Source organism: Ercella succinigenes, assembly GCF_900002895.1.
Genome location: NZ_CDHP01000003.1, coordinates 57,447 through 76,205, shown reverse-complemented (window position 1 = coordinate 76,205; position 18,759 = coordinate 57,447). Strand labels below are relative to the sequence as shown.

Here is an 18,759-nt window from a genome sequence, read left to right as displayed (position 1 = left end):
AAAAAAATTATAAAACACCTTTACTACTTGGTATCTGTTGTGAATTTTGCGAATCTATGCTAACAGCAGCACGTAAAGCACGAGCAAAAGCCTTAAACAAGCCTTCGGCTTTATGGTGATCATTCTTACCATATCGACAATTCAAATGAAGCGTCATGCCGGCATTGAAAGCAAGAGCACGAAAAAACTCTTCTGTCATTTGAGTATCAAAGTCACCTATCAAGGAAGATGAGAAATTTGCATCAAAAACAAGAAAAGGTCTCCCTGAGAGATCCAGTACAGCTTCTGTTAAAGCTTCATCCATTGGTACAATTGCATTGCCATATCTTTGAATACCTCTCTTGTCACCCAATGCTCTGGCGATTACTTGTCCCAGAACTATACCGGTGTCCTCAACCGTATGATGTCCATCAACCTCTAAATCACCGACGGCGTTTATAAAAAGATCAATACTGGCATGCTTTGCCAAAAGAATCAGCATATGATCAAAAAAGCCAATGCCGGTCTTAATCTCAGATTTACCTGAACCGTCAAGAACAACCGAAACTTCTATTTGTGTTTCCAGTGTTTGGCGACTTAATTTTGCTTGTCTCATGATAACCTCCCGATCTTATTGATTGTTTATTCGTGAATAGCAATCATTTCTAATTATAATAGACTAATGCAGGTATGACCACAAACAAATTCACAAAGAAATAATATCATGCATAATTTATCCGTTTTACAATTATTATTCGATAATTTTTGCAATTTTTTCGATAAAAATGTTCATATCATCCTCTGTACCTATACTTATTCTCAAAAATTGATTTATTCTTTCTTTATTAAAATAGCGAACAAGTATTCCTGCCTCTCTTAACTTATCATATATATATTGTGCTTCGATAACAGAATGCCTGGCAAAAAGAAAATTTGCCTTGGAAGGCAATACTTCAAAACCAATTTTCTCAAGTTCTCTTTTTACCTTCTCTCTTGTTTTAATTATTTTGCTAATAGTAATCTCAAACCAATCAGAAGAATTTATTGCAGCAATTCCTGCTTTCTGAGCAATTGTGTCCAAAGTGTATGAATTTATAGAATCTCTCACACGTTGCAATCCTTCTATTAAAGCAGCATCACCTATTGCGTATCCTATGCGCATACCTGCAAGAGATCTTGATTTTGACATAGTCTGTATTACTAAAAGATTGTCATATTCAGATAAGAGCTGAACTGCAGATTCCGCACCGAAATCCACATATGCTTCGTCGATTATAACCAAACGGTTTTGATCCGCCTTTACTATACATTCTATATCGTAAAGTGTTAAGGCAACACCGGTTGGTGCATTTGGATTAGCCAAAACAACAGCTTTTTCTTGTTGACAATAATCAGCAATATTTATTTCATAATTTTCATTTAGAGGTATAGTTTGCCAGTTCAATTCAAAAAAATCTGCATACACCGGATAAAAACTGTAGGTAATATCAGGGAAAACAACCTGATGCTCATTTTTATCGAAGAAAGCCTTAAAAGCAAAAGCAAGCACCTCATCAGAACCGTTTCCGGCAAATACATTTTCTGTAGATACACCAAAATAATCGGCAATAGATTTACGCAAATCAAGAGTTGTTGGATCAGGATATAGCCTTAAACTATCAAAAGAAAACTCTTGAACAGATTTTATCACTTCTTCAGGTGGTGAATAAGGATTTTCATTGGTATTTAGTTTAATAAATTTTTTACCACGAGGTTGTTCTCCTGGAATATACGGTACAAGCCCTGCCGTTTTACTTGTCCAGAAACGCCTGGCATCATTTTTTTCAAGCGAATTTTTATTTGAGTCAGTAATTTTACTGTTTTCTGAAAATTGCACTTTATTCCCTCCTGATAAAAATATTTGTCTGAACTAAAGAAATATTTGCTTTAATCCTCTACCTCATTCTTTATATATATCTTCACCAAATCTTGCTCTGACAGCATCAGCATGGGCTGGCAGTTGCTCAGCTTCTGCAAAATCTGCTATTTTTTTCCAACAGACTTCCAAATCTTTTTGGGTATAATTAATAAGACTTATTTTTTTGATAAAATCATTTGTATTTAGAGGCGAAAAAAATCTTGCAGTGCCGCTCGTAGGCAATACATGATTAGGTCCAGCAAAATAATCCCCTAAAGGTTCAGGACTATAGTTGCCAATAAAAACTGCTCCGGCATTCCTTATCCTTTTTAGCCACTTTTCAGGATTTTCAAGGCATAACTCCAAATGCTCAGGAGCTAGCTCATTTGCAAAATCCACTGCAGTTGAAATATCTGGAACTACAATGATTGCTCCATAATCGTGCAATGACTGTTCCAGTATTGATTTTCTGGGCATGGCAGCAACTCTTTTATCAATTGAATCTGATACTTTCCTTGCAAGTTCCGGCTGATCTGTAAGGAGAATACTAGAAGAAAGAGGATCATGCTCAGACTGTGAAAGCAGATCAACCGCTACAAAATCAGGATCTGCAGAACTATCGGCAATAACAAGTATTTCACTTGGTCCTGCAAACATATCGATGTCACAATGACCGTAAACAAGTCTCTTAGCAGTATTTACATAAATATTTCCAGGACCGCATATTTTATCTACCTCAGGTATGGTCTCTGTTCCATATGCCATCGCAGCAATTGCCTGAGCTCCACCTACTTTGTATATTTCATCTACACCGGCGACCGAAGCAGCAGCCAGCACAGCAGAATTAATGCTACCATCGGCGCTCGGAGGTGTACACATTACAATTCGTTTGACACCAGCAGCTTTTGCCGGTATTGCAAGCATCAACACTGAGGAAATTAGAGGGGCACTTCCCCCCGGAACATAAATACCCACAGTATCTAAAGAGCGATGTATCAGACCTGTATATCCACCAAAAGAAGTGTCTATTTTTATATTTTGCGGCAGCTGTGCCTCATGAAAGATGTGAATATTATTCGCAGACTGCTTTATCGTATCCAGCAAATCAATAGATATTTGATCAAGAGCTTTACCTATATCAATTTCCCGCACACGCATTTCAGAAGGCTGAACAGCTATTTTATCAAACATTTCTGTATATTCAGAAACTGCTGAATCGCCCCTGTTTTTAACCTGTTTTATTATTTCCTCAACAGATTTTATAACCGGTTGGAGATCCATTTTCCCTCTCATACCTAGCTTTTCCGTTATGGCAGCAAGCTCTTTTCTGTCGGTATTTATTATTTTAATATTGCCGGTCATTGATTCTGACCTCCTGACAATTGTTTCTTTACAGATTGAATCATAGGGTTTATTCTATCTGCTTTCATCTTCATACTAACTCTATTTACAATCATCCTTGCACTTATCGGAGCAATAGTTTCCAGCACGGTAAGACCGTTTTCCTCCAGAGTTCTGCCACTTTCAACAATATCGACTATAATATCTGCAAGACCTATTAAAGGTGCAAGTTCGACCGAACCGTTCAACTTAATTATTTCTACACTTTCGCGCTTTTTAATTTCAAAATAATCCCGTGCTATCTGAGGGTATTTTGTACCTATTCTCTTATTCGGTATCTGATCTAATTTACCTATTAACGATTTGGGTCCACATACGCACATCCGGCAAGCTCCAAACCCTAAATCTATTACTTCATAAAGCTGCCTGCCTTCTTCCAGCAATGTATCCTTTCCAACAACTCCAATATCTGCAGCTCCGTATTCTACATAAGTAGGTACATCTGCAGGTTTTGCCATTATAAAGCGCATTTTAGTGCTTTCGTCCTCAAGAATAAGACGACGGGATTTGGTTTTAGCCGCATCACAATTATAGCCGGCTTTTTCAAGTAATTCTATTGCCTGATCGGCCAGTCTCCCCTTAGAAAGAGCAATAGTAAGTATTTCATTCATTATATACTTCCCCCATCTTCCAAAAGTTCAATCGAGTTGTCTTCTTTAATTCTAACCACGACAGATTTTTCGCTTGCTAAAAGTTTTAAGGTTTCCAGATTTATTGTTTTTGTTCCTTTTATCGATCCTTGTTCAAAATCGGCTTTATAGTCAGCAGAAGACTCACAAATAACTCTCAAATTTTTTTCGCGCCATATAGAAGCCTTTAATAAAGCCTCTTTACGTTGTACTGGTTCATAAATCAGTCTTATAATATGATCTAAAGAATTCGTCTCATTTCCTTGCCGTCTAAGAGCTGTCATTACAAAATTAATCCCTATAGAAAAACCCGTAGCCGCAAGATCACGTCCAAAGGCAGACACTACCTGATCATAACGACCACCACTAAAAAGAGGAAAACCCAAACCGTATGTAAAACCTTTAAATATTATTCCAGAATAATAATTAATACTTTGCAACATACCCAGATCTACAGAAATATACCTCGTCATCGAATATTCCGATAAAATTTCCAACACCTTTTGCAGATTAAATAATGCCTCTCTGCACTCTTCATAATCAACCATTTCAAGTAGCTTTTTTATAACATCAGGATTCCCATCTGCAGAAGTCATCAAATCCAAAATTTCTTTATCTCCTGCCGGCAGCTCTAATTGGCTAATTAATTCATCAAGTGCAACAGTTTCTCTAGCGTCTATCATATACTGAAGCTGTTCTGCCTGTTCTTCATTTAACTTCCATCTGGTAACAAGCCCTTTAAAAAAGCTAACCTGTCCGATAGAAACCTGTAAATCCTTGATGCCTAAAGCTTGTGCCGATTCAATAGCAGTAGCAATTATTTCAGCATCAGCCTCCGCACTTTTACAGCCAAGCAATTCAACACCTGCTTGTGTAAACTCTCTTTGCCGCCCCCCTCCAGACTCGTTAAACCTGTACATATTACCAAGGTAGGAATATCTTAGTGGAGTCTTTGACTCTTTGCATACTGTAGCGGCAAATCTTGCAACAGGTACTGTACCATCATATCGCAAACATAAAATACGGCCTTTATGATCAAAAAACTTAAAAAGATTTTCTTGCAAAGTAAAATTAGTTGTACCAGCATAAACATCATAAAATTCGAACCCGGGAGTTTCGATTTCATCATAACCCCGTTTACTGAAAACGGATCTAATTATAGCCTCAAGATCTCTTTTCTTTTTGCATTCCTGCGGCAAATAATCCATGACACCTTCCGGCGTGTGAAATTTCCACTGTCCCATAATAAACCTCCATCTGCTTCAAAAATGGTCTGTTATTCTTTATTTCGAAACTATTTCTACTTAATTTATTCTAAAATTAATCTTTAATAACTATTATATCAAATAAATCTTCTTCACTTTATCACTTCACCTAGCTAAATCGATAAAGCATTGTGCTATTATAACTGTAATATTTTAGCTTGTCAATCAATTCTACTTGAAAAAATATAGAAAAAAAGAAGTTGCTTTAGAAAAAATCTTGCTAACAACTTCCTTTTAACTTTAGAATATTTGCTATATAAAAAATACCATGTCAAATATAATGTTCCTCAAATCAATTTTAATGTTTAATTATGAATAACACGAAAAAACTGTTTAGGCTTGTTCCAAAATTTCGGCTGCTTCATCCCTTTGTCTTGCCTTTTCAATGGCCTGATTTACAATCATATCCTTTACTTTCATTAATCGTGTTAAATTTCCTCTTTCATTTTCATCCATTTTCATAGTGATTGATCTGATACTATCCTGCAGTTCAGGAATCATTACATATTCAAGAGAATTGACGCGTCTTCTTGTTTTTTCAATTTCATCAGCAAGAAGCTGGGCAGTTTTTTCAGATTCTGCCAGTTCGATCATTACAGGCAAGGCTTCCTGTAAGGCAATTATTGCCTGATCCAGTTCTCCACCTACCGAAGCCATACTATAAGGTAAAGTTTCCTGAAGACCGCTAAGTTCAAAACGAGATGAAAAAACAGGCACTTTTACACTCATAACATTCCTCGTATCTATATCAAGAGATAAACTCTCACGACCAGACATCAAGGCAGATTCCAGAACAGGAGGATCGATAACAGCCCTTGCCACAACCATATCCTTATTGGCTGCAGCCAAAAGACTTTCCATTCTTTTCCTTAAAACCTGATTAGCTTTAACTATCTCCAGAAATTGCCTCATCAGTTCATCTCTTTTATCTTTAAGCATTTTATGACCTCGTCTGGCAGTAACAAGTTGTTTTTTCAGACGAAGCAGCTCCATACGATTTGGATTGACCTGACGTTTTGCCATTTTGCTCAGTCCTTCCCGTAATACTGTTCTATAAATGCTTCCTTAACTCTTTTTAACTCAGTGCGTGGGAGCATGGACAAAAGTTTCCAGCCAGTTTGCAAAGTATCAAGAATCGTCCGGTCTGTTTCAAAACCTTGTGATATATATTCAGTTTCGAAAGCATCTGCGAAATTTGCATATATTCTGTCTACTTCTGATAAAGCATCTTCTCCCAAAATAACCTGCAGTTCTTTTGCATCTTTACCTCGTGAATAAGCAGCAAAAAGCTGATTCATTGTATTGGCATGATCGGCTCTGGTTTTACCTTCACCTATACCTTTATCTTTTAAACGAGACAATGAAGGCATAACATCTATTGGTGGTCTGATACCTCTTCTATACAATTCACGACTAAGAACGATCTGCCCTTCTGTGATATAACCTGTCAAATCGGGAATAGGATGCGTTTTATCATCATCAGGCATTGTTAATATTGGAACAAGTGTAATAGAACCATTTTTTCCCTGCTGTCTGCCGGCGCGTTCATACATAGTAGCAAGGTCGGTATAAAGATAACCAGGATAGCCCCTTCTTCCCGGAACTTCTTTACGTGCAGCAGAGACTTCTCTCAAGGCTTCCGCATAATAAGTGATATCTGTCATGATAACAAGAACATGCATATCTAAAGTAAAGGCCAGATACTCAGCGGCAGTCAAAGCCATTCTCGGCGTAGAAATACGCTCAATAGCAGGATCATTTGCTAAATTCATAAACATTACTGTTCTATCAATTGCTCCGGTTTTACGGAAATCACTTACAAAATAGTCCGCTTCCTCAAAAGTAATTCCCATAGCAGCAAAAACAACCGCAAATTTACCTGAGCCATCTCGAACTTTTGCCTGACGGGCTATCTGGGCTGCCAACTGCGAATGTGGCAAACCAGATGCTGTAAATATTGGCAATTTCTGCCCTCTTACAAGGGTGTTCAAACCGTCAATTGCTGAAACCCCTGTTTGTATAAACTCATTGGGATAATCGCGCGCAGCCGGATTCATTGGTTGTCCGTTAATATCAAGCATCGCTTCAGGAATAATTTCCGGTCCGCCATCAGTAGGATGTCCCATGCCGTCAAAAACTCTACCCAGAATATCGGGAGACACAGCCAGTTCAAGACCTTTGCCCAAAAAGCGCACCTTACTTTGTTCAACATTTATTCCCAGAGAACTCTCAAAAAGCTGAACTAAAGCATCTGTACCATTAACCTCAAGAACTTTACAGCGCCTTATTTCACCCGTAGGCAATTCAATTTCTCCTAGCTCATCATATTTAACTCCACTCACCTGCTGAACCAGCATCAGCGGACCAGCAACTTCCTCGATTGTACGATATTCCTTAGCCATTATCTCACCCCCTGAGGTATTATTGCATTTATCTGCTCAGACAGATCTTTATTCATCTGCTCATAAGCGGCATCTACCTTATCCTCAGGCAGAGATTTAAAACGACTTATGTCATATCTGACAGGTATACCTGACAAATCTTTAAAGGAAGCATTACGCTCCAATGCTTTCGTGCCATCATAATAAAATTTCATCATAATAGAAAGCATTTTATGCTGTTTGTTCAAAGAACAGTATGTATCTATATCATCAAAGGAATCCTGCTGCAAAAAGTCTTCACGCATAGAACGGGCAGCCTCAAGCTTAAGACGATCAGAAACAGATAAAGCATCCTGCCCGACTAATCGGACAATTTCTTCTAATTCTGCTTCGTCTTGAAGTAATTTTAGCAGATCTGCTCGCAAATTACTCCAGCCGGCAGTTATATTGCGATCCATCCATTGTCCTACCTTATCGGCATAAAGTGAGTAACTGTTAAGCCAGTTAATAGCAGGGAAATGACGCTTATATGCTAAAGCAGAATCAAGACCCCAGAAAACCTTTACTATACGCAAAGTAGACTGAGCAACAGGGTCAGAAAGATCTCCGCCCGGAGGAGAAACAGCACCTATTGCTGTCAAAACACCAATACGTTTTTCTTTTCCAAGGCAATGAACACAACCTGCTCTTTCATAGAAATTAGCTAAGCGTGACCCCAGATATGCAGGGTATCCTTCTTCACCGGGCATTTCCTCAAGACGGCCTGACATTTCACGCAAGGCTTCTGCCCAACGTGATGTAGAATCTGCCATAATTGCAACTGAATATCCCATATCCCGGAAATATTCAGCAATAGTTATTCCTGTGTAAATCGAAGCCTCGCGAGCTGCAACCGGCATATCTGATGTATTGGCAATCAAAATTGTTCTTTTCATCAAAGAATAACCCGATTTGGCATCCATCAATTCCGGGAACTCACGAAGAACATCAGTCATTTCGTTACCACGTTCACCACAACCGATATATACTACTATGTCTGCAGCAGACCATTTGGCAAGCTGATGCTGAACAACAGTCTTCCCACTGCCAAAAGGTCCGGGAATAGTTGCAGTTCCACCCATTACGATAGGAAACATTGTATCTATCGCTCTTTGACCTGTCATTAAAGGCTCATCAGGAGCAATTTTCTCAAGATATGGCCTTCCTCTTCGTACAGGCCACTTCTGCATCATTGTTATTTCCTTGGATTCACCATTTTCAAGAGAAATTACGGATATTGTATCGGTGATCTTAAATTCACCTGAAGCTATTTTTTGAATCGTTCCTTTAATCCCATAAGGCACAAGTATTTTATGTAAAACAAGCTCTGTTTCCTGAACTGTACCAATAATATCACCCGCTTCAACCTTATCGCCAACATTTACCGCAGGAACAAATTCCCATAAAGTTTCCCGATCAAGTGAAGCTACAGAAACACCTCTGGCAATATTACTGCCAGCTTGTTCTTTTATCCTCTCCAAAGGTCTCTGTATTCCATCAAAAATCTGACTGATCAAACCCGGAGCCAGCTCAACCGATAAAGGAGCTCCCTCTGATTCAACAATCTCACCCGGACCTAGACCGGCTGTTTCTTCATATACCTGAATCGAAGCCCTGTCACCGTGCATTTCGATTATTTCACCGATCAGCTTTTTGTCTGAAACACGTACCACGTCGAACATTTCAGCATCACGCATACCTTCAGCTATTACGAGTGGGCCGGATACCTTGACGATTCTGCCCTGAATAGTGCTTTTCATTATTTCACTCCTCATGCTGCCGAGTCCAGTCTTAAACAGATTCAACTCCGGCGTATTATCAAAATCTCACTGTTTGCTTTCAAAAAATCTAAGTTGCATTTTATCTTATTCATCTTCAGAAGCAGCAAAAATGTCCATACCTACGGCTTTTTTGACTGATTCTCTTACTTGTTTCATTCCCAAACCTGTACTGCCTGTAATCGATGGAATCGGAATTACAGCCGGTAATTTTTGGTTTCTTAGCTCTCGGATCAATTCCATATTATCTTCGGCCAATTTCTCAGTTATAAAAACAACAGCATAATTTTCACGAACCATCTGATTAAGGTAGTTTCCTGCTTCTTCAGATAATTCAGTATCAAAAACTGTCATCCCTATTGCTCTGAAACCAATTACACTATCGCGGTCGCCTATAACACCGACTTTATACATTAGCTACACTCCTTAATATCAAACTGAAGCTCTTGCAAGTTCACGAGCCTGTGCAGAAGATATCCCGTTACGCAGACAAGTATATGCTATCCTGATATTTTTTATTTCCAGTTCTCTTCGCAGCAAATATGCTAAAGGAACTTCGGGTCCTCTTAACACCAAAGAAGCCCGTCCTATCCAATCAAATATTGCCATATCAGCAGCATTATTATAAACAGTAGAGATATTTCCCTTTCCCTGTTCCTTAATAATTTTTTCTATTTCTTTAAAAGAGTATTTACCATTCATCTCTAATTGCTTTGTCATTGCCGCTAGCATATCACTATCGTAATCGTATGCATCAAGCCAGTCATTTTCCAAAATACCGGGCACCGGAAGCAAGGCTTTTTTCAGATAATCTTTCCCTGTATGCAAATTACGGCATCTAAGCAAAATTTCCAGATTAAGCAGATTTTGTTTCAAGATCAGATAACCCTTAAAAAAATCATTGCCTAATTCTTCGGCCAATACCATTGCCTTTGACCAAGCAGCTTTATCAATCAATATATCGACACTGCCTGCATCATAAGTTTTTAGATAACATTGTGCACCAGATAGAGCCAATTCATAAAGCCACTCCGGCAATTGATCTTTTTTACGATCTCTAACTGCACGGAATAGTTTTACCGGTTCGACCAAAGCAGGCTCACGCCACAAATCCTTAAGACCCTGATGTGCCAAAGCTGAATCAGATTCAGGCAAATCCTCTGTTTTTTCAACGCCGGAAGCATTAGTCCACCATGTAGAAAGATACTTTAGAATGACTTTTAGATTATGACAGTCATTAAACAATAAAATAGCTTCCATGAGTTTATCGTCAGGAATGATCTGCTGCACAATTTCATACGTTTGTATAGATTTGTTTTTAAGGGCTTCCTCTATTGCGGCATTAATATAACCCTTTTCCTGCATTAACCTTATTATGTCGTCTTGATGGCGCATTTCAAAAAGTCTCGCCAAATCTGCCTGCGACATCAAACTTGCCTCAAGAGCTCTAATCCTGCCGGTAGCATAACCATAATCATCAGGGTTAACTGCCGTTTTTTGTTTGGATTTATCTCCACTCATAAACAGCCTTACTCCTTTTTATCACTTACAAGATCCTGAGGCAATGCCTTTGCAGCCAATGCTGAAAGCTGGGGTCTGTTATTGCGCACAATCAGATCAAAAGTCAGATTGTCTTCAATTTTGTCACGTCTTAAGATTAAACCACCAGCAAAAATTCCTGCCTTATCTGATATTTCAAAACTCTGTCCTATACTGTTTATTAAAGACTCGGCCAAGGCCAAATCTTTACTGGCTAAGGTTATGATTCCTTTTTCAGCACCTACAGTATTGATCATGCTTTTATATAATTCTAGTTTTTTATCAGAAGAAAGTTTGCAAACATTTTCGAGTGCTTTGCCTAAAACTGTATCAATCAATTTTTGACGCTGCTGCAAATTGTTTTTTCGTTCTTCCATTGCGGCTAGACTTCTTGCCCTGTTTATCATAGCTTGCGCCTGAGCATCAGCCTTTTCCCTCGCCTCAGACAGTATAGCTGCACACTCTGCCTCTGCCTCTTTAATGATTTCATTACACTGCTCCAAGGAAGCAGTTTCTATTTCTTCCGCTTTCTCGCGAGCCTGTTCCAGGATTCGATCCTGTATTGATTTTAGACCGTCCAAAGAAATAGCTCCTTTCCTTCATCTTTGAAATCAAAGATTATTAAATATCTGAATTCGTTTTATACAAAAATAAAAACATTATCAGAATAATTTGATTTAACACTATAAAAAATCAGTTGATGTTAAGCACCGAAAGAACAGAAGCAAGCAATGCAAGAATAGCATATGTCTCTACCATTGCTGACATAACCATAGCTTTTGACTGTTCTTCAGGTCTTTTAGCTACCAGAGCCACACCCGCTTCAGAAACGCGACCTTGATAAACGGCTGAGTAATAGCCTACTATTGCAATTGGCAATGCAGCCATCAGATATGCAAAACCTCTCTGCCAACTAAGATCCATATTACCAGTTAGCATATTAGAGCTAAGCATAATCATAAACCATGTGAGCAGCCCATAAATGCCCTGTGTTCCGGGCAAAGCCTGTAAAATCAGCAATTTACCAAATTTACTTGGATCTTCAGTCAAAACACCACTTGCAACTTCGCCAACTCTACCTACAGCTCTGGCTGAACCAATTCCAGGCAAAAGAGCCGCTAAGGCACCTGCCAGCATAGTTAAAACCGGACCCAACAAAGAAATAAAATCACTCATAAAATATTCCTCCTATTATGTATCTTTCTAATTATACTAATTTTTTTTACAATTAAAATTTATATTCAAAAAATCAACCCTTGCGAACCAGCTCTGTATACTTTGTTTTGATTTGCAATGGTTTCCAGAGTCGACCTCCTCCTTCATAGAATTTACCAAAAAACTCAACATATTGCAGACGGCTTGTATGAACATATGCCGACAATGCCGATAATGCAAGATTAAGCGAATGTCCTAAAATAGCGACAACGATAAAAAGAATTATACCGCCAGGAGTCGGTCCAAGCAGAAAACCTAGAAGGTTAACTACCATTCCTATAACACTGGTTGCAAGCACAAGAGCAAGAATTCTGGTATATGAAAGAATATCACTGAAATAACTCGTAATATTATAAATTGAAATAAGACCTTTTAACAAACGCATAATCGGATTTTTGGCCTCTCTGCCACCAAAAAGAAGTAAAACAAGTGCACCTGCAAGTGCAGTATACATGCCCGCAGAACCACCGATGCCGCCTAGCATCAATCCTAGTCCGATTATTATTAAATACCAGGGAGCAACATCAAGAAGTCCATCTTTAAGTTTTCCCAATCTATAAAGCATATAGATTCTGGCGCCCATACCTGCAAAAAGATGGATAACACCAAAAATCATACTCCATATCATTAGCTTAGTGGGATCATCCATTGGATTAAACCAAAGAGACGGCATGTTTATTTTTCCATCACTTAGAGTTGTCAGCATATTGCCAAAGAAACCACCGAAAACAAAGCCCCATATAATAGATCCAATTCCGCTGATGAATAGCATTTTGGACATTCTAGCCAATTCACCTTTAACCTTAAATTTCCAGATCAAAAGTCCACAAAGCACAGTTAGAACCAACCCATAACCGACATCGCTGAGCATCATCCCAAAAAAGAAAAAGAAAAAAGGAGCAAGCAAAGGTGAGGGGTCAATATCTTTAACAGAAGGTGCACTAAACATTTCTACGACGACTTCATAAGGTTTTACTACTCCAGGATTCTTTAAAAGTATTGGATGCTCCTCATTTTTATCTGCTTGCCTGTTTTCAATTGCCAGCATATATTTGTTTTTTAATTTTTTTTCAACACTCGCAACCAGTTTGGTAGGAATCCACCCGGTCAACCAGAAAGTACTTCTGCTGCCCGATATTTCACCGATTGCCTTTATTTTTTCACTTCTTATCAGATAAAAGTCATGCAATAAACCAAAATCATTTTTCGATTCAGCCAATTTATCGAGTTCTTTTTTGCAATTAATGATGTCTTTTTCCAATTCCTTCAAGGAATTCTCAGATGCTCTGATCATCTCATCTATTTTGCCACCTTCACCTTGAAGAGGCATACTTCTAAACCCTAAACGGCGTAAAGCAGACTGTGCAATATCTTCTTTTGGACGCCATACAGCCAAAGCCAACAGAACATGTGCGTCATCTTGGCGCAGCATCTCAATATGATTTTCAGGAGCATCTCTGTCTAGTTCTGCAGATAATTGCTCTACCTGTTCATAAGTATCAAGACTACCTAAAAAAATCCTTGTAGAAGTTGTTCCTTCAATAGAAAGATCAATATCTAAACCACGCCAAGGAAGCAAAATTTCCAAGCGGAGTAATTCGTGAGATTTTTTGTTTTTCAATTCCTCAAGATGCACTCTTGTTTGTTCGAAATTTTCAAGAGCCGTCATGATCTGCTTTTCCCGTCTTGCTGCAAGAAGAAAAGTATCATCATCTACTGATATTTTTTTATCACTTCCTGTTTCAGCAAGCCAGGTTTTACACTGCTCAATAGCAAGAGCAAGTCTCGACATTATATCCAGAGTATTCGAGTATAATCTTTCTTCGCTGTCTAACTGATTTTGACTATCATCGTAAAAACCCATCTGAGCTTCTATCCAGCCCGGATGTGCCGAAGTAGCAACACTATCTTCCAATACTTGTTCTACTTCTTCTTCAGGATCTGGCAGCTCTTGTTCAACATCAAGCTCAACGGCTCCAAGATTCATTAAGCTCTCTATTACATCAGATTTATCTTCTGATAATCCGACAACTGTTATTCGACTCATTTTAACGATCGACACAGTATTCCACGATCCTTTCCGCAACGGTTGCAGCAGCTTTATCCAACTGCTTATCATCTAAAGGTATTACTTTTTCAGCAATATTATTCTCAATCTCTTTAACAAGTTTTTCCGTTTCTGCGATTTTTTCAGTTTGCTCTTTTTCTGCCTGATCACGGGCAGTCCGCAGCATTTGCTCGACTTTTTCACGAGCATTTTCTATTTCCTGCCTTGATTTAGCGCGGGCAGCATCTATTATATCATCAGCTTTTTTTTCAGTCTGACGTATCTGAACGATAAAATTCTGCTCAACCATGAATTTCCCTCCTGAAATATGTTCTGACTATACAGACGAGCAATTATAACATATCTTGAGATGCTAGTTCCAGCACGAAGAATACACTTCTTTGATTATACTTCTATTTGTGACATATATTTGCTGCTTTTTTTTCTAATCAGAAAATAAAACGCAAAATTTAATATCCAGTTGCAGGTTATCAGAATAATCAAAGATACAGGCCAGAAGCTTGAAAAAATTAAAACAGGACCCACTACTATAACTATTAAAGCAAGTGAAGATATCATTCCATAAAGCACATTCAGATTCTGCTTAACAGCTTTCTGCTCATTATCCCATTTTAATTTTGGCCACAAAACATCAAAAACAATTCCAACAATAGAAGGCATAATAACAGCCCCTGGAAGTATAAGCAGAACAGGAAGAAAAACCCACAAAGGTGGCATGAAAGCCAAACCAGCAAGAATCAGAGCTATGGAAACACCTGCCAGACCAGTTATCGCCCCGGCACAGACTTTTGCCATAAGCTGTTTACTATATGATACAGGTATTGTTTTCATAATATAAAAAACCTTACCTTCCCGAGATATCGCACTTGAAGCAATACCATTTGTACCGGAAACAAAAGCTGCAAGGGCAAAGACTATGCAAAAAACAATAGCTATTACTCTGTCCGAACTCATATCGATCATAGCTCCCGCCTGCCTGAAAGATTTTAATACCTCAGCGGGACTTCCTTCACCGGTTAAAACCGGAATAACAAAAAATACCGGCCACAAAAAATTCATTAGAATATTATTCATAAAAAATACCGGCGTTCTGACTAATACCCTTAAATCCTTTAGAATGTATGTAAAGAAAAAATTTCCTGATTTACCTGCGTCTAACAATTCATTTTCGGTTATTTTACGTCTTTTAGCAGCTGATGAGGAAAGACCAATAACCCCTTTGAAATAAAATGCTCTTCCTACAATAATCATCAAGCCCCAGGAAAAGACGGAAAAAGCAGCTATCAAAAAAATATCTTTAAGTGGATTATATCTACCTGCATTGATTAGTAACGAAACGGCTTGACTTGTTCCAGGAAATATTGTCGTTGCAATGCGTGAAACATTATCAGTTCCCTGCTCAATTAAAAATACAAGATCTCGATCTGATCTGCCGGATGCTGATTGAATAAAGAACATAATGCCAAGTGTAATAACCATTATAAGAATACCAGAAATAGTGTTAAATCTGTCTTTATTACGGGCAAAAGAAGTTAATCTCATCAGAAGAATGACGAGCACGGCAGCAAGACAAAGAGGAATCAAAGGCAGTAAAAGCAAAATGTAAAAAACGAAAAAATAAAAAAAGAAACTTGCCTTTGTTATTGCACCATAAACAACCATAGCTGGGAGAACAAACATAATTACAAATAATTCAACATATGCAGCTGTCACAATCATTTTGGCACTGATTACAGTTTCAGCTCTTATCGGTAGAGGTAATAGTTTTTCAACATCTGATGAATAATAGAAAATACTTACAGCATAAATAGCCCCAAAGAAAAAAGAGATAATCACAGCAGCAGATAAATAAAGCTGCGGGATTAAAGTCTCAAGATTCATCGGAGCCAATACTCTGAACAAACCCATGCTTGAAACGGACATGATTATACCAAGATAGAGAAAAACAAAGACAAAAAGCAGCAAACTAGCCATATTGCCAAAACGCTTCTTCTTGCGGGAATCACTGCCGAAGCTGGCTATGCCATTCCCCCTTATCATTATCCATGCCAGATAAAAAGATTGTTTCATGACATCTGCTCCTTTGCAGCAACTATCTCCAAGAATATAGATTCGAGAGAATCATCTGATTTGAATTTATCTTTTAATTCAGATAAACTGCCACAAAATCTGATTTGCCCATGATCAATAATAGCAACTTTATCGCAAACTTTTTCCGCAACTTCCAGAACATGCGTTGAGAAGAAAACTGTTTTACCCTGGTCAGCATGTTCTCTCATCATTGCTTTAAGCTGGAAAGAAGACTGAGGATCCAGTCCAGTCATAGGTTCATCCAGAATCCAGATATCAGGCTGATGAATAAGAGCCCCCATTATCATTAATTTCTGACGCATTCCATGTGAATAACTTTGTATCCTATCTGATAAAGCATCCGACAGGCCTAGTCTTACCGACATTTCATTTATTCTTTTTATTCTCAGTTCTGTTGAAACATTGTATGCATCAGCCATAAATTTAAGATATTCCACTGCTTTCAATCTAGGAAAAACATTTGGATCGTCAGGCACAAAGCCAAAACTACGTTTAGCTTTAAGAGGATCATTTATTATACTTTTTCCGTGCAGCAGAATATCTCCATTATCAGGCGTAAGTATTCCCGTCATCATTTTTATTGTTGTTGTTTTGCCTGCCCCGTTTGGTCCAAGAAACCCAAAAATTTGACCTGGCTCTATTTGCAGATTTAAATTATCAACTGCCCTTACTTTACCATGATAGCTTTTACTGATATTTACCATATCAATCATTTCTATTATCCTCCGATCCAGAATAAACAGCTTCATTGTACCAACCCAAAAGCTTTAAATATGGCATTTCTCTGCTCAATTGATACAATGCAGACAATGCTCTTTCATCATTAGCCGGACAATCTACGTCAAGATAAAACAGATAAGTCCATGGCTGATATGGATCAGGTCTTGATTGAATCTTACTCAGATTAAGTCCACGATCTGCAAAAAGAGCAAGAGTAGATGCTAAAGAACCACTTTGATGAGGCAATCTAAGTACAAGACTTATTCTATCCGCTTCAGGTGTGATAATGGTCTGTCTGCCAACAGCAATAAATCTGGTTTGGTTATGAGTAGTATTGCACAAATTCGGCAGCAAAATCGTTAAATTATAGTTAACAGCGGCTTCATCTGAGGCGATAGCGGCAGTATAACTGTTTTTACCTTCTGCTGCATAAGCAGCAGCATAGGCAGTATTAAGAGATTCTTTCACCGACCAGCCATATCTTCTGATTGCTTCTGAACATTGAGCGAGAGCCTGAGGATGCGATATAACTTGTTTTATATCAGAAAGCTGAACACCTGGAAACGCCATCAATCTATGCTCAATCGGCATAGCTAAAGATTGCCAGATTGACAAATGGTGTTCAATCATAAGATCATACACATCGTCAACTGTTCCGGCTGTACTGTTTTCCAATGGCAAAACAGCTACATCTGCCGCTCCTTCTACTACAAGACTACAAGCCTGGGCAAAAGTTGTAACAGAAGTAAATTTCGCCTCCGGATACATTTTTCGGCAAGCTCTCGATGAATATGAAGATTCTGCCCCTTGATATACCACCCTTTTTATTGCAGGCAAATGTGTACTTGCTAATTCCAGAATCTTGCCTATTTCATAATTTTCATCATAATTTCTTAATAAATCGTATTGAACTCCACGAGACATCCGCATAAGACTACGCATTAGATTTTCCGCGCGAAGACAATCGCTTCCGGAATATCTTGCTCTAACCTCGGTTAATAATTCTTCCTCTCTCCTGGAATCATAAACAGGCTTTTGACTATTTAATTTGTTTTTGGCAATATCTCGAGCAATCTGCATTCTTTCAGAAAAAAGTTTTAATATAGACGAATCAACTAAGCTGATCTGATCTCTCAATTCAGACAAATCAGCTGTGTTTTGCGTTGAAGATTCAGAAATATGTGCTAAATTTTCTTCGTTTTGACTAATACTCATAAAGGAATGTTCTCCTTCTCCTGTATTATTCTTATCAGCTGTTCAATTCCTATTTTATAACTATCCAACCCAAATCCAGCAACCTGAGCACAGCAAACATCTTTTACAACTGACAATTTACGAAAATCTTCCCTCTTGGAAATATCAGATATATGTATTTCCATAACGGGGAAAGGGCAAATTTCTATTGCGTCTCTGAGAGCATAGCTATAATGTGTAAAAGCACCTGGATTTATAAGCATACCATCGCAGTAATCTATTGCTTCATGAATGCGGTCAATAAGCTGACCTTCATGATTTGATTGGAAACAAAACAAATCAAAGCCTTTAGTATCTGCGAGATGTTTGCAGCTCTGTTCAACATCTACTAAAGTAAAACTACCGTATTGATCCGGATTACGTCTTCCAAGCATATTCAGGTTTGGCCCGTTTAGTAATAGAAGAGCAGGTCTTTTATCATTATTTTTTCCATCTTTTTCAGAATTCATCATATTAGCCACCTTCTTTCAGATGTATTTGCAGTTTGTTTTTGATTTTTCTGA

18 protein-coding genes are annotated in these 18,759 nt (G+C 38.2%); all 18 read right to left on the bottom strand.

The window, feature by feature from the left end:
• Positions 1–7: 7 nt before the first annotated feature.
• Positions 8–595 (bottom strand): imidazoleglycerol-phosphate dehydratase HisB, encoded by a 588-nt coding sequence (gene hisB, locus AC0KSB_RS01195; protein ID WP_472305903.1) that lies wholly within the window; start codon positions 593–595, stop codon positions 8–10.
• 135 nt (positions 596–730) lie between these two features.
• Complete coding sequence (gene hisC / locus AC0KSB_RS01190) at positions 731–1,831, bottom strand: histidinol-phosphate transaminase (RefSeq protein WP_472305982.1); 1,101 nt, start codon at positions 1,829–1,831, stop codon at positions 731–733.
• A gap of 87 nt (positions 1,832–1,918) precedes the next feature.
• Entirely contained in the window at positions 1,919–3,238 is a 1,320-nt protein-coding gene (hisD, locus tag AC0KSB_RS01185; RefSeq protein WP_472305901.1) for a histidinol dehydrogenase, read from the bottom strand.
• A complete protein-coding gene (gene hisG, locus AC0KSB_RS01180) occupies positions 3,235–3,888 on the bottom strand; it encodes an ATP phosphoribosyltransferase (protein ID WP_472305899.1) in 654 nt (217 codons plus the stop codon). Before hisG ends, hisD begins: the two co-directional genes overlap by 4 nt.
• The gene (gene hisZ, locus AC0KSB_RS01175; RefSeq protein WP_472305897.1) at positions 3,888–5,150 is read right to left on the bottom strand and encodes an ATP phosphoribosyltransferase regulatory subunit; all 1,263 of its coding nucleotides are present in this window, start codon (positions 5,148–5,150) and stop codon (positions 3,888–3,890) included. Before hisZ ends, hisG begins: the two co-directional genes overlap by 1 nt.
• A gap of 354 nt (positions 5,151–5,504) precedes the next feature.
• Positions 5,505–6,194, bottom strand: a complete 690-nt coding sequence (locus AC0KSB_RS01170; RefSeq protein WP_472305895.1) for a V-type ATP synthase subunit D — start codon at positions 6,192–6,194, stop codon at positions 5,505–5,507.
• Between the two features lie 5 nt (positions 6,195–6,199).
• A complete protein-coding gene (locus AC0KSB_RS01165; RefSeq protein WP_472305893.1) occupies positions 6,200–7,573 on the bottom strand; it encodes a V-type ATP synthase subunit B in 1,374 nt (457 codons plus the stop codon).
• A complete protein-coding gene (locus AC0KSB_RS01160) occupies positions 7,573–9,351 on the bottom strand; it encodes a V-type ATP synthase subunit A (RefSeq protein WP_472305891.1) in 1,779 nt (592 codons plus the stop codon). Before AC0KSB_RS01160 ends, AC0KSB_RS01165 begins: the two co-directional genes overlap by 1 nt.
• Positions 9,352–9,456: 105 nt before the next feature.
• Positions 9,457–9,783 carry a V-type ATP synthase subunit F gene (locus tag AC0KSB_RS01155; protein ID WP_472305889.1) on the bottom strand — a complete coding sequence of 109 codons (327 nt, stop codon included), beginning with the start codon at positions 9,781–9,783 and terminating at the stop codon, positions 9,457–9,459.
• 18 nt (positions 9,784–9,801) lie between these two features.
• A complete protein-coding gene (locus tag AC0KSB_RS01150; RefSeq protein ID WP_472305887.1) occupies positions 9,802–10,890 on the bottom strand; it encodes a V-type ATPase subunit in 1,089 nt (362 codons plus the stop codon).
• Between the two features lie 8 nt (positions 10,891–10,898).
• Positions 10,899–11,489, bottom strand: coding sequence for a V-type ATP synthase subunit E (locus tag AC0KSB_RS01145; protein WP_472305885.1), 591 nt, complete (start codon positions 11,487–11,489; stop codon positions 10,899–10,901).
• 112 nt (positions 11,490–11,601) lie between these two features.
• Positions 11,602–12,084: a V-type ATP synthase subunit K gene (locus AC0KSB_RS01140; protein WP_472305883.1), complete on the bottom strand. Its 483-nt coding sequence runs from the start codon at positions 12,082–12,084 to the stop codon at positions 11,602–11,604.
• Positions 12,085–12,157: 73 nt separating this feature from the next.
• The gene (locus tag AC0KSB_RS01135; RefSeq protein WP_472305881.1) at positions 12,158–14,185 is read right to left on the bottom strand and encodes a V-type ATP synthase subunit I; all 2,028 of its coding nucleotides are present in this window, start codon (positions 14,183–14,185) and stop codon (positions 12,158–12,160) included.
• On the bottom strand, positions 14,172–14,480 hold the full coding sequence (locus tag AC0KSB_RS01130) for a hypothetical protein (RefSeq protein WP_472305879.1): 309 nt from the start codon (positions 14,478–14,480) through the stop codon (positions 14,172–14,174). Before AC0KSB_RS01130 ends, AC0KSB_RS01135 begins: the two co-directional genes overlap by 14 nt.
• Before the next feature lie 95 nt (positions 14,481–14,575).
• A complete protein-coding gene (locus AC0KSB_RS01125) occupies positions 14,576–16,261 on the bottom strand; it encodes a putative ABC transporter permease subunit (protein WP_472305877.1) in 1,686 nt (561 codons plus the stop codon).
• Positions 16,258–16,995, bottom strand: a complete 738-nt coding sequence (locus AC0KSB_RS01120; protein WP_472305875.1) for an ABC transporter ATP-binding protein — start codon at positions 16,993–16,995, stop codon at positions 16,258–16,260. Before AC0KSB_RS01120 ends, AC0KSB_RS01125 begins: the two co-directional genes overlap by 4 nt.
• Positions 16,988–18,217, bottom strand: a complete 1,230-nt coding sequence (locus tag AC0KSB_RS01115; protein WP_472305873.1) for a bifunctional chorismate mutase/prephenate dehydratase — start codon at positions 18,215–18,217, stop codon at positions 16,988–16,990. The genes AC0KSB_RS01120 and AC0KSB_RS01115 overlap by 8 nt, the downstream gene beginning before the upstream one ends.
• On the bottom strand, positions 18,214–18,708 hold the full coding sequence (aroQ, locus tag AC0KSB_RS01110) for a type II 3-dehydroquinate dehydratase (RefSeq protein WP_472305871.1): 495 nt from the start codon (positions 18,706–18,708) through the stop codon (positions 18,214–18,216). The genes AC0KSB_RS01115 and aroQ overlap by 4 nt, the downstream gene beginning before the upstream one ends.
• Positions 18,709–18,759: the final 51 nt, after the last annotated feature.

Coding starts and splice junctions, on each gene's coding strand:
- hisB (WP_472305903.1), bottom strand. CDS start 595: ATGAGACAAGCAAAATTAAGTCGCCAAACACTGGAAACACAAATAGAA.
- hisD (WP_472305901.1), bottom strand. CDS start 3,238: ATGACCGGCAATATTAAAATAATAAATACCGACAGAAAAGAGCTTGCT.
- hisG (WP_472305899.1), bottom strand. CDS start 3,888: ATGAATGAAATACTTACTATTGCTCTTTCTAAGGGGAGACTGGCCGAT.
- hisZ (WP_472305897.1), bottom strand. CDS start 5,150: ATGGGACAGTGGAAATTTCACACGCCGGAAGGTGTCATGGATTATTTG.
- AC0KSB_RS01170 (WP_472305895.1), bottom strand. CDS start 6,194: ATGGCAAAACGTCAGGTCAATCCAAATCGTATGGAGCTGCTTCGTCTG.
- AC0KSB_RS01165 (WP_472305893.1), bottom strand. CDS start 7,573: ATGGCTAAGGAATATCGTACAATCGAGGAAGTTGCTGGTCCGCTGATG.
- AC0KSB_RS01160 (WP_472305891.1), bottom strand. CDS start 9,351: ATGAAAAGCACTATTCAGGGCAGAATCGTCAAGGTATCCGGCCCACTC.
- AC0KSB_RS01155 (WP_472305889.1), bottom strand. CDS start 9,783: ATGTATAAAGTCGGTGTTATAGGCGACCGCGATAGTGTAATTGGTTTC.
- AC0KSB_RS01150 (WP_472305887.1), bottom strand. CDS start 10,890: ATGAGTGGAGATAAATCCAAACAAAAAACGGCAGTTAACCCTGATGAT.
- AC0KSB_RS01140 (WP_472305883.1), bottom strand. CDS start 12,084: ATGAGTGATTTTATTTCTTTGTTGGGTCCGGTTTTAACTATGCTGGCA.
- AC0KSB_RS01130 (WP_472305879.1), bottom strand. CDS start 14,480: ATGGTTGAGCAGAATTTTATCGTTCAGATACGTCAGACTGAAAAAAAA.
- AC0KSB_RS01125 (WP_472305877.1), bottom strand. CDS start 16,261: ATGAAACAATCTTTTTATCTGGCATGGATAATGATAAGGGGGAATGGC.
- AC0KSB_RS01120 (WP_472305875.1), bottom strand. CDS start 16,995: ATGATTGATATGGTAAATATCAGTAAAAGCTATCATGGTAAAGTAAGG.
- AC0KSB_RS01115 (WP_472305873.1), bottom strand. CDS start 18,217: ATGAGTATTAGTCAAAACGAAGAAAATTTAGCACATATTTCTGAATCT.
- aroQ (WP_472305871.1), bottom strand. CDS start 18,708: ATGATGAATTCTGAAAAAGATGGAAAAAATAATGATAAAAGACCTGCT.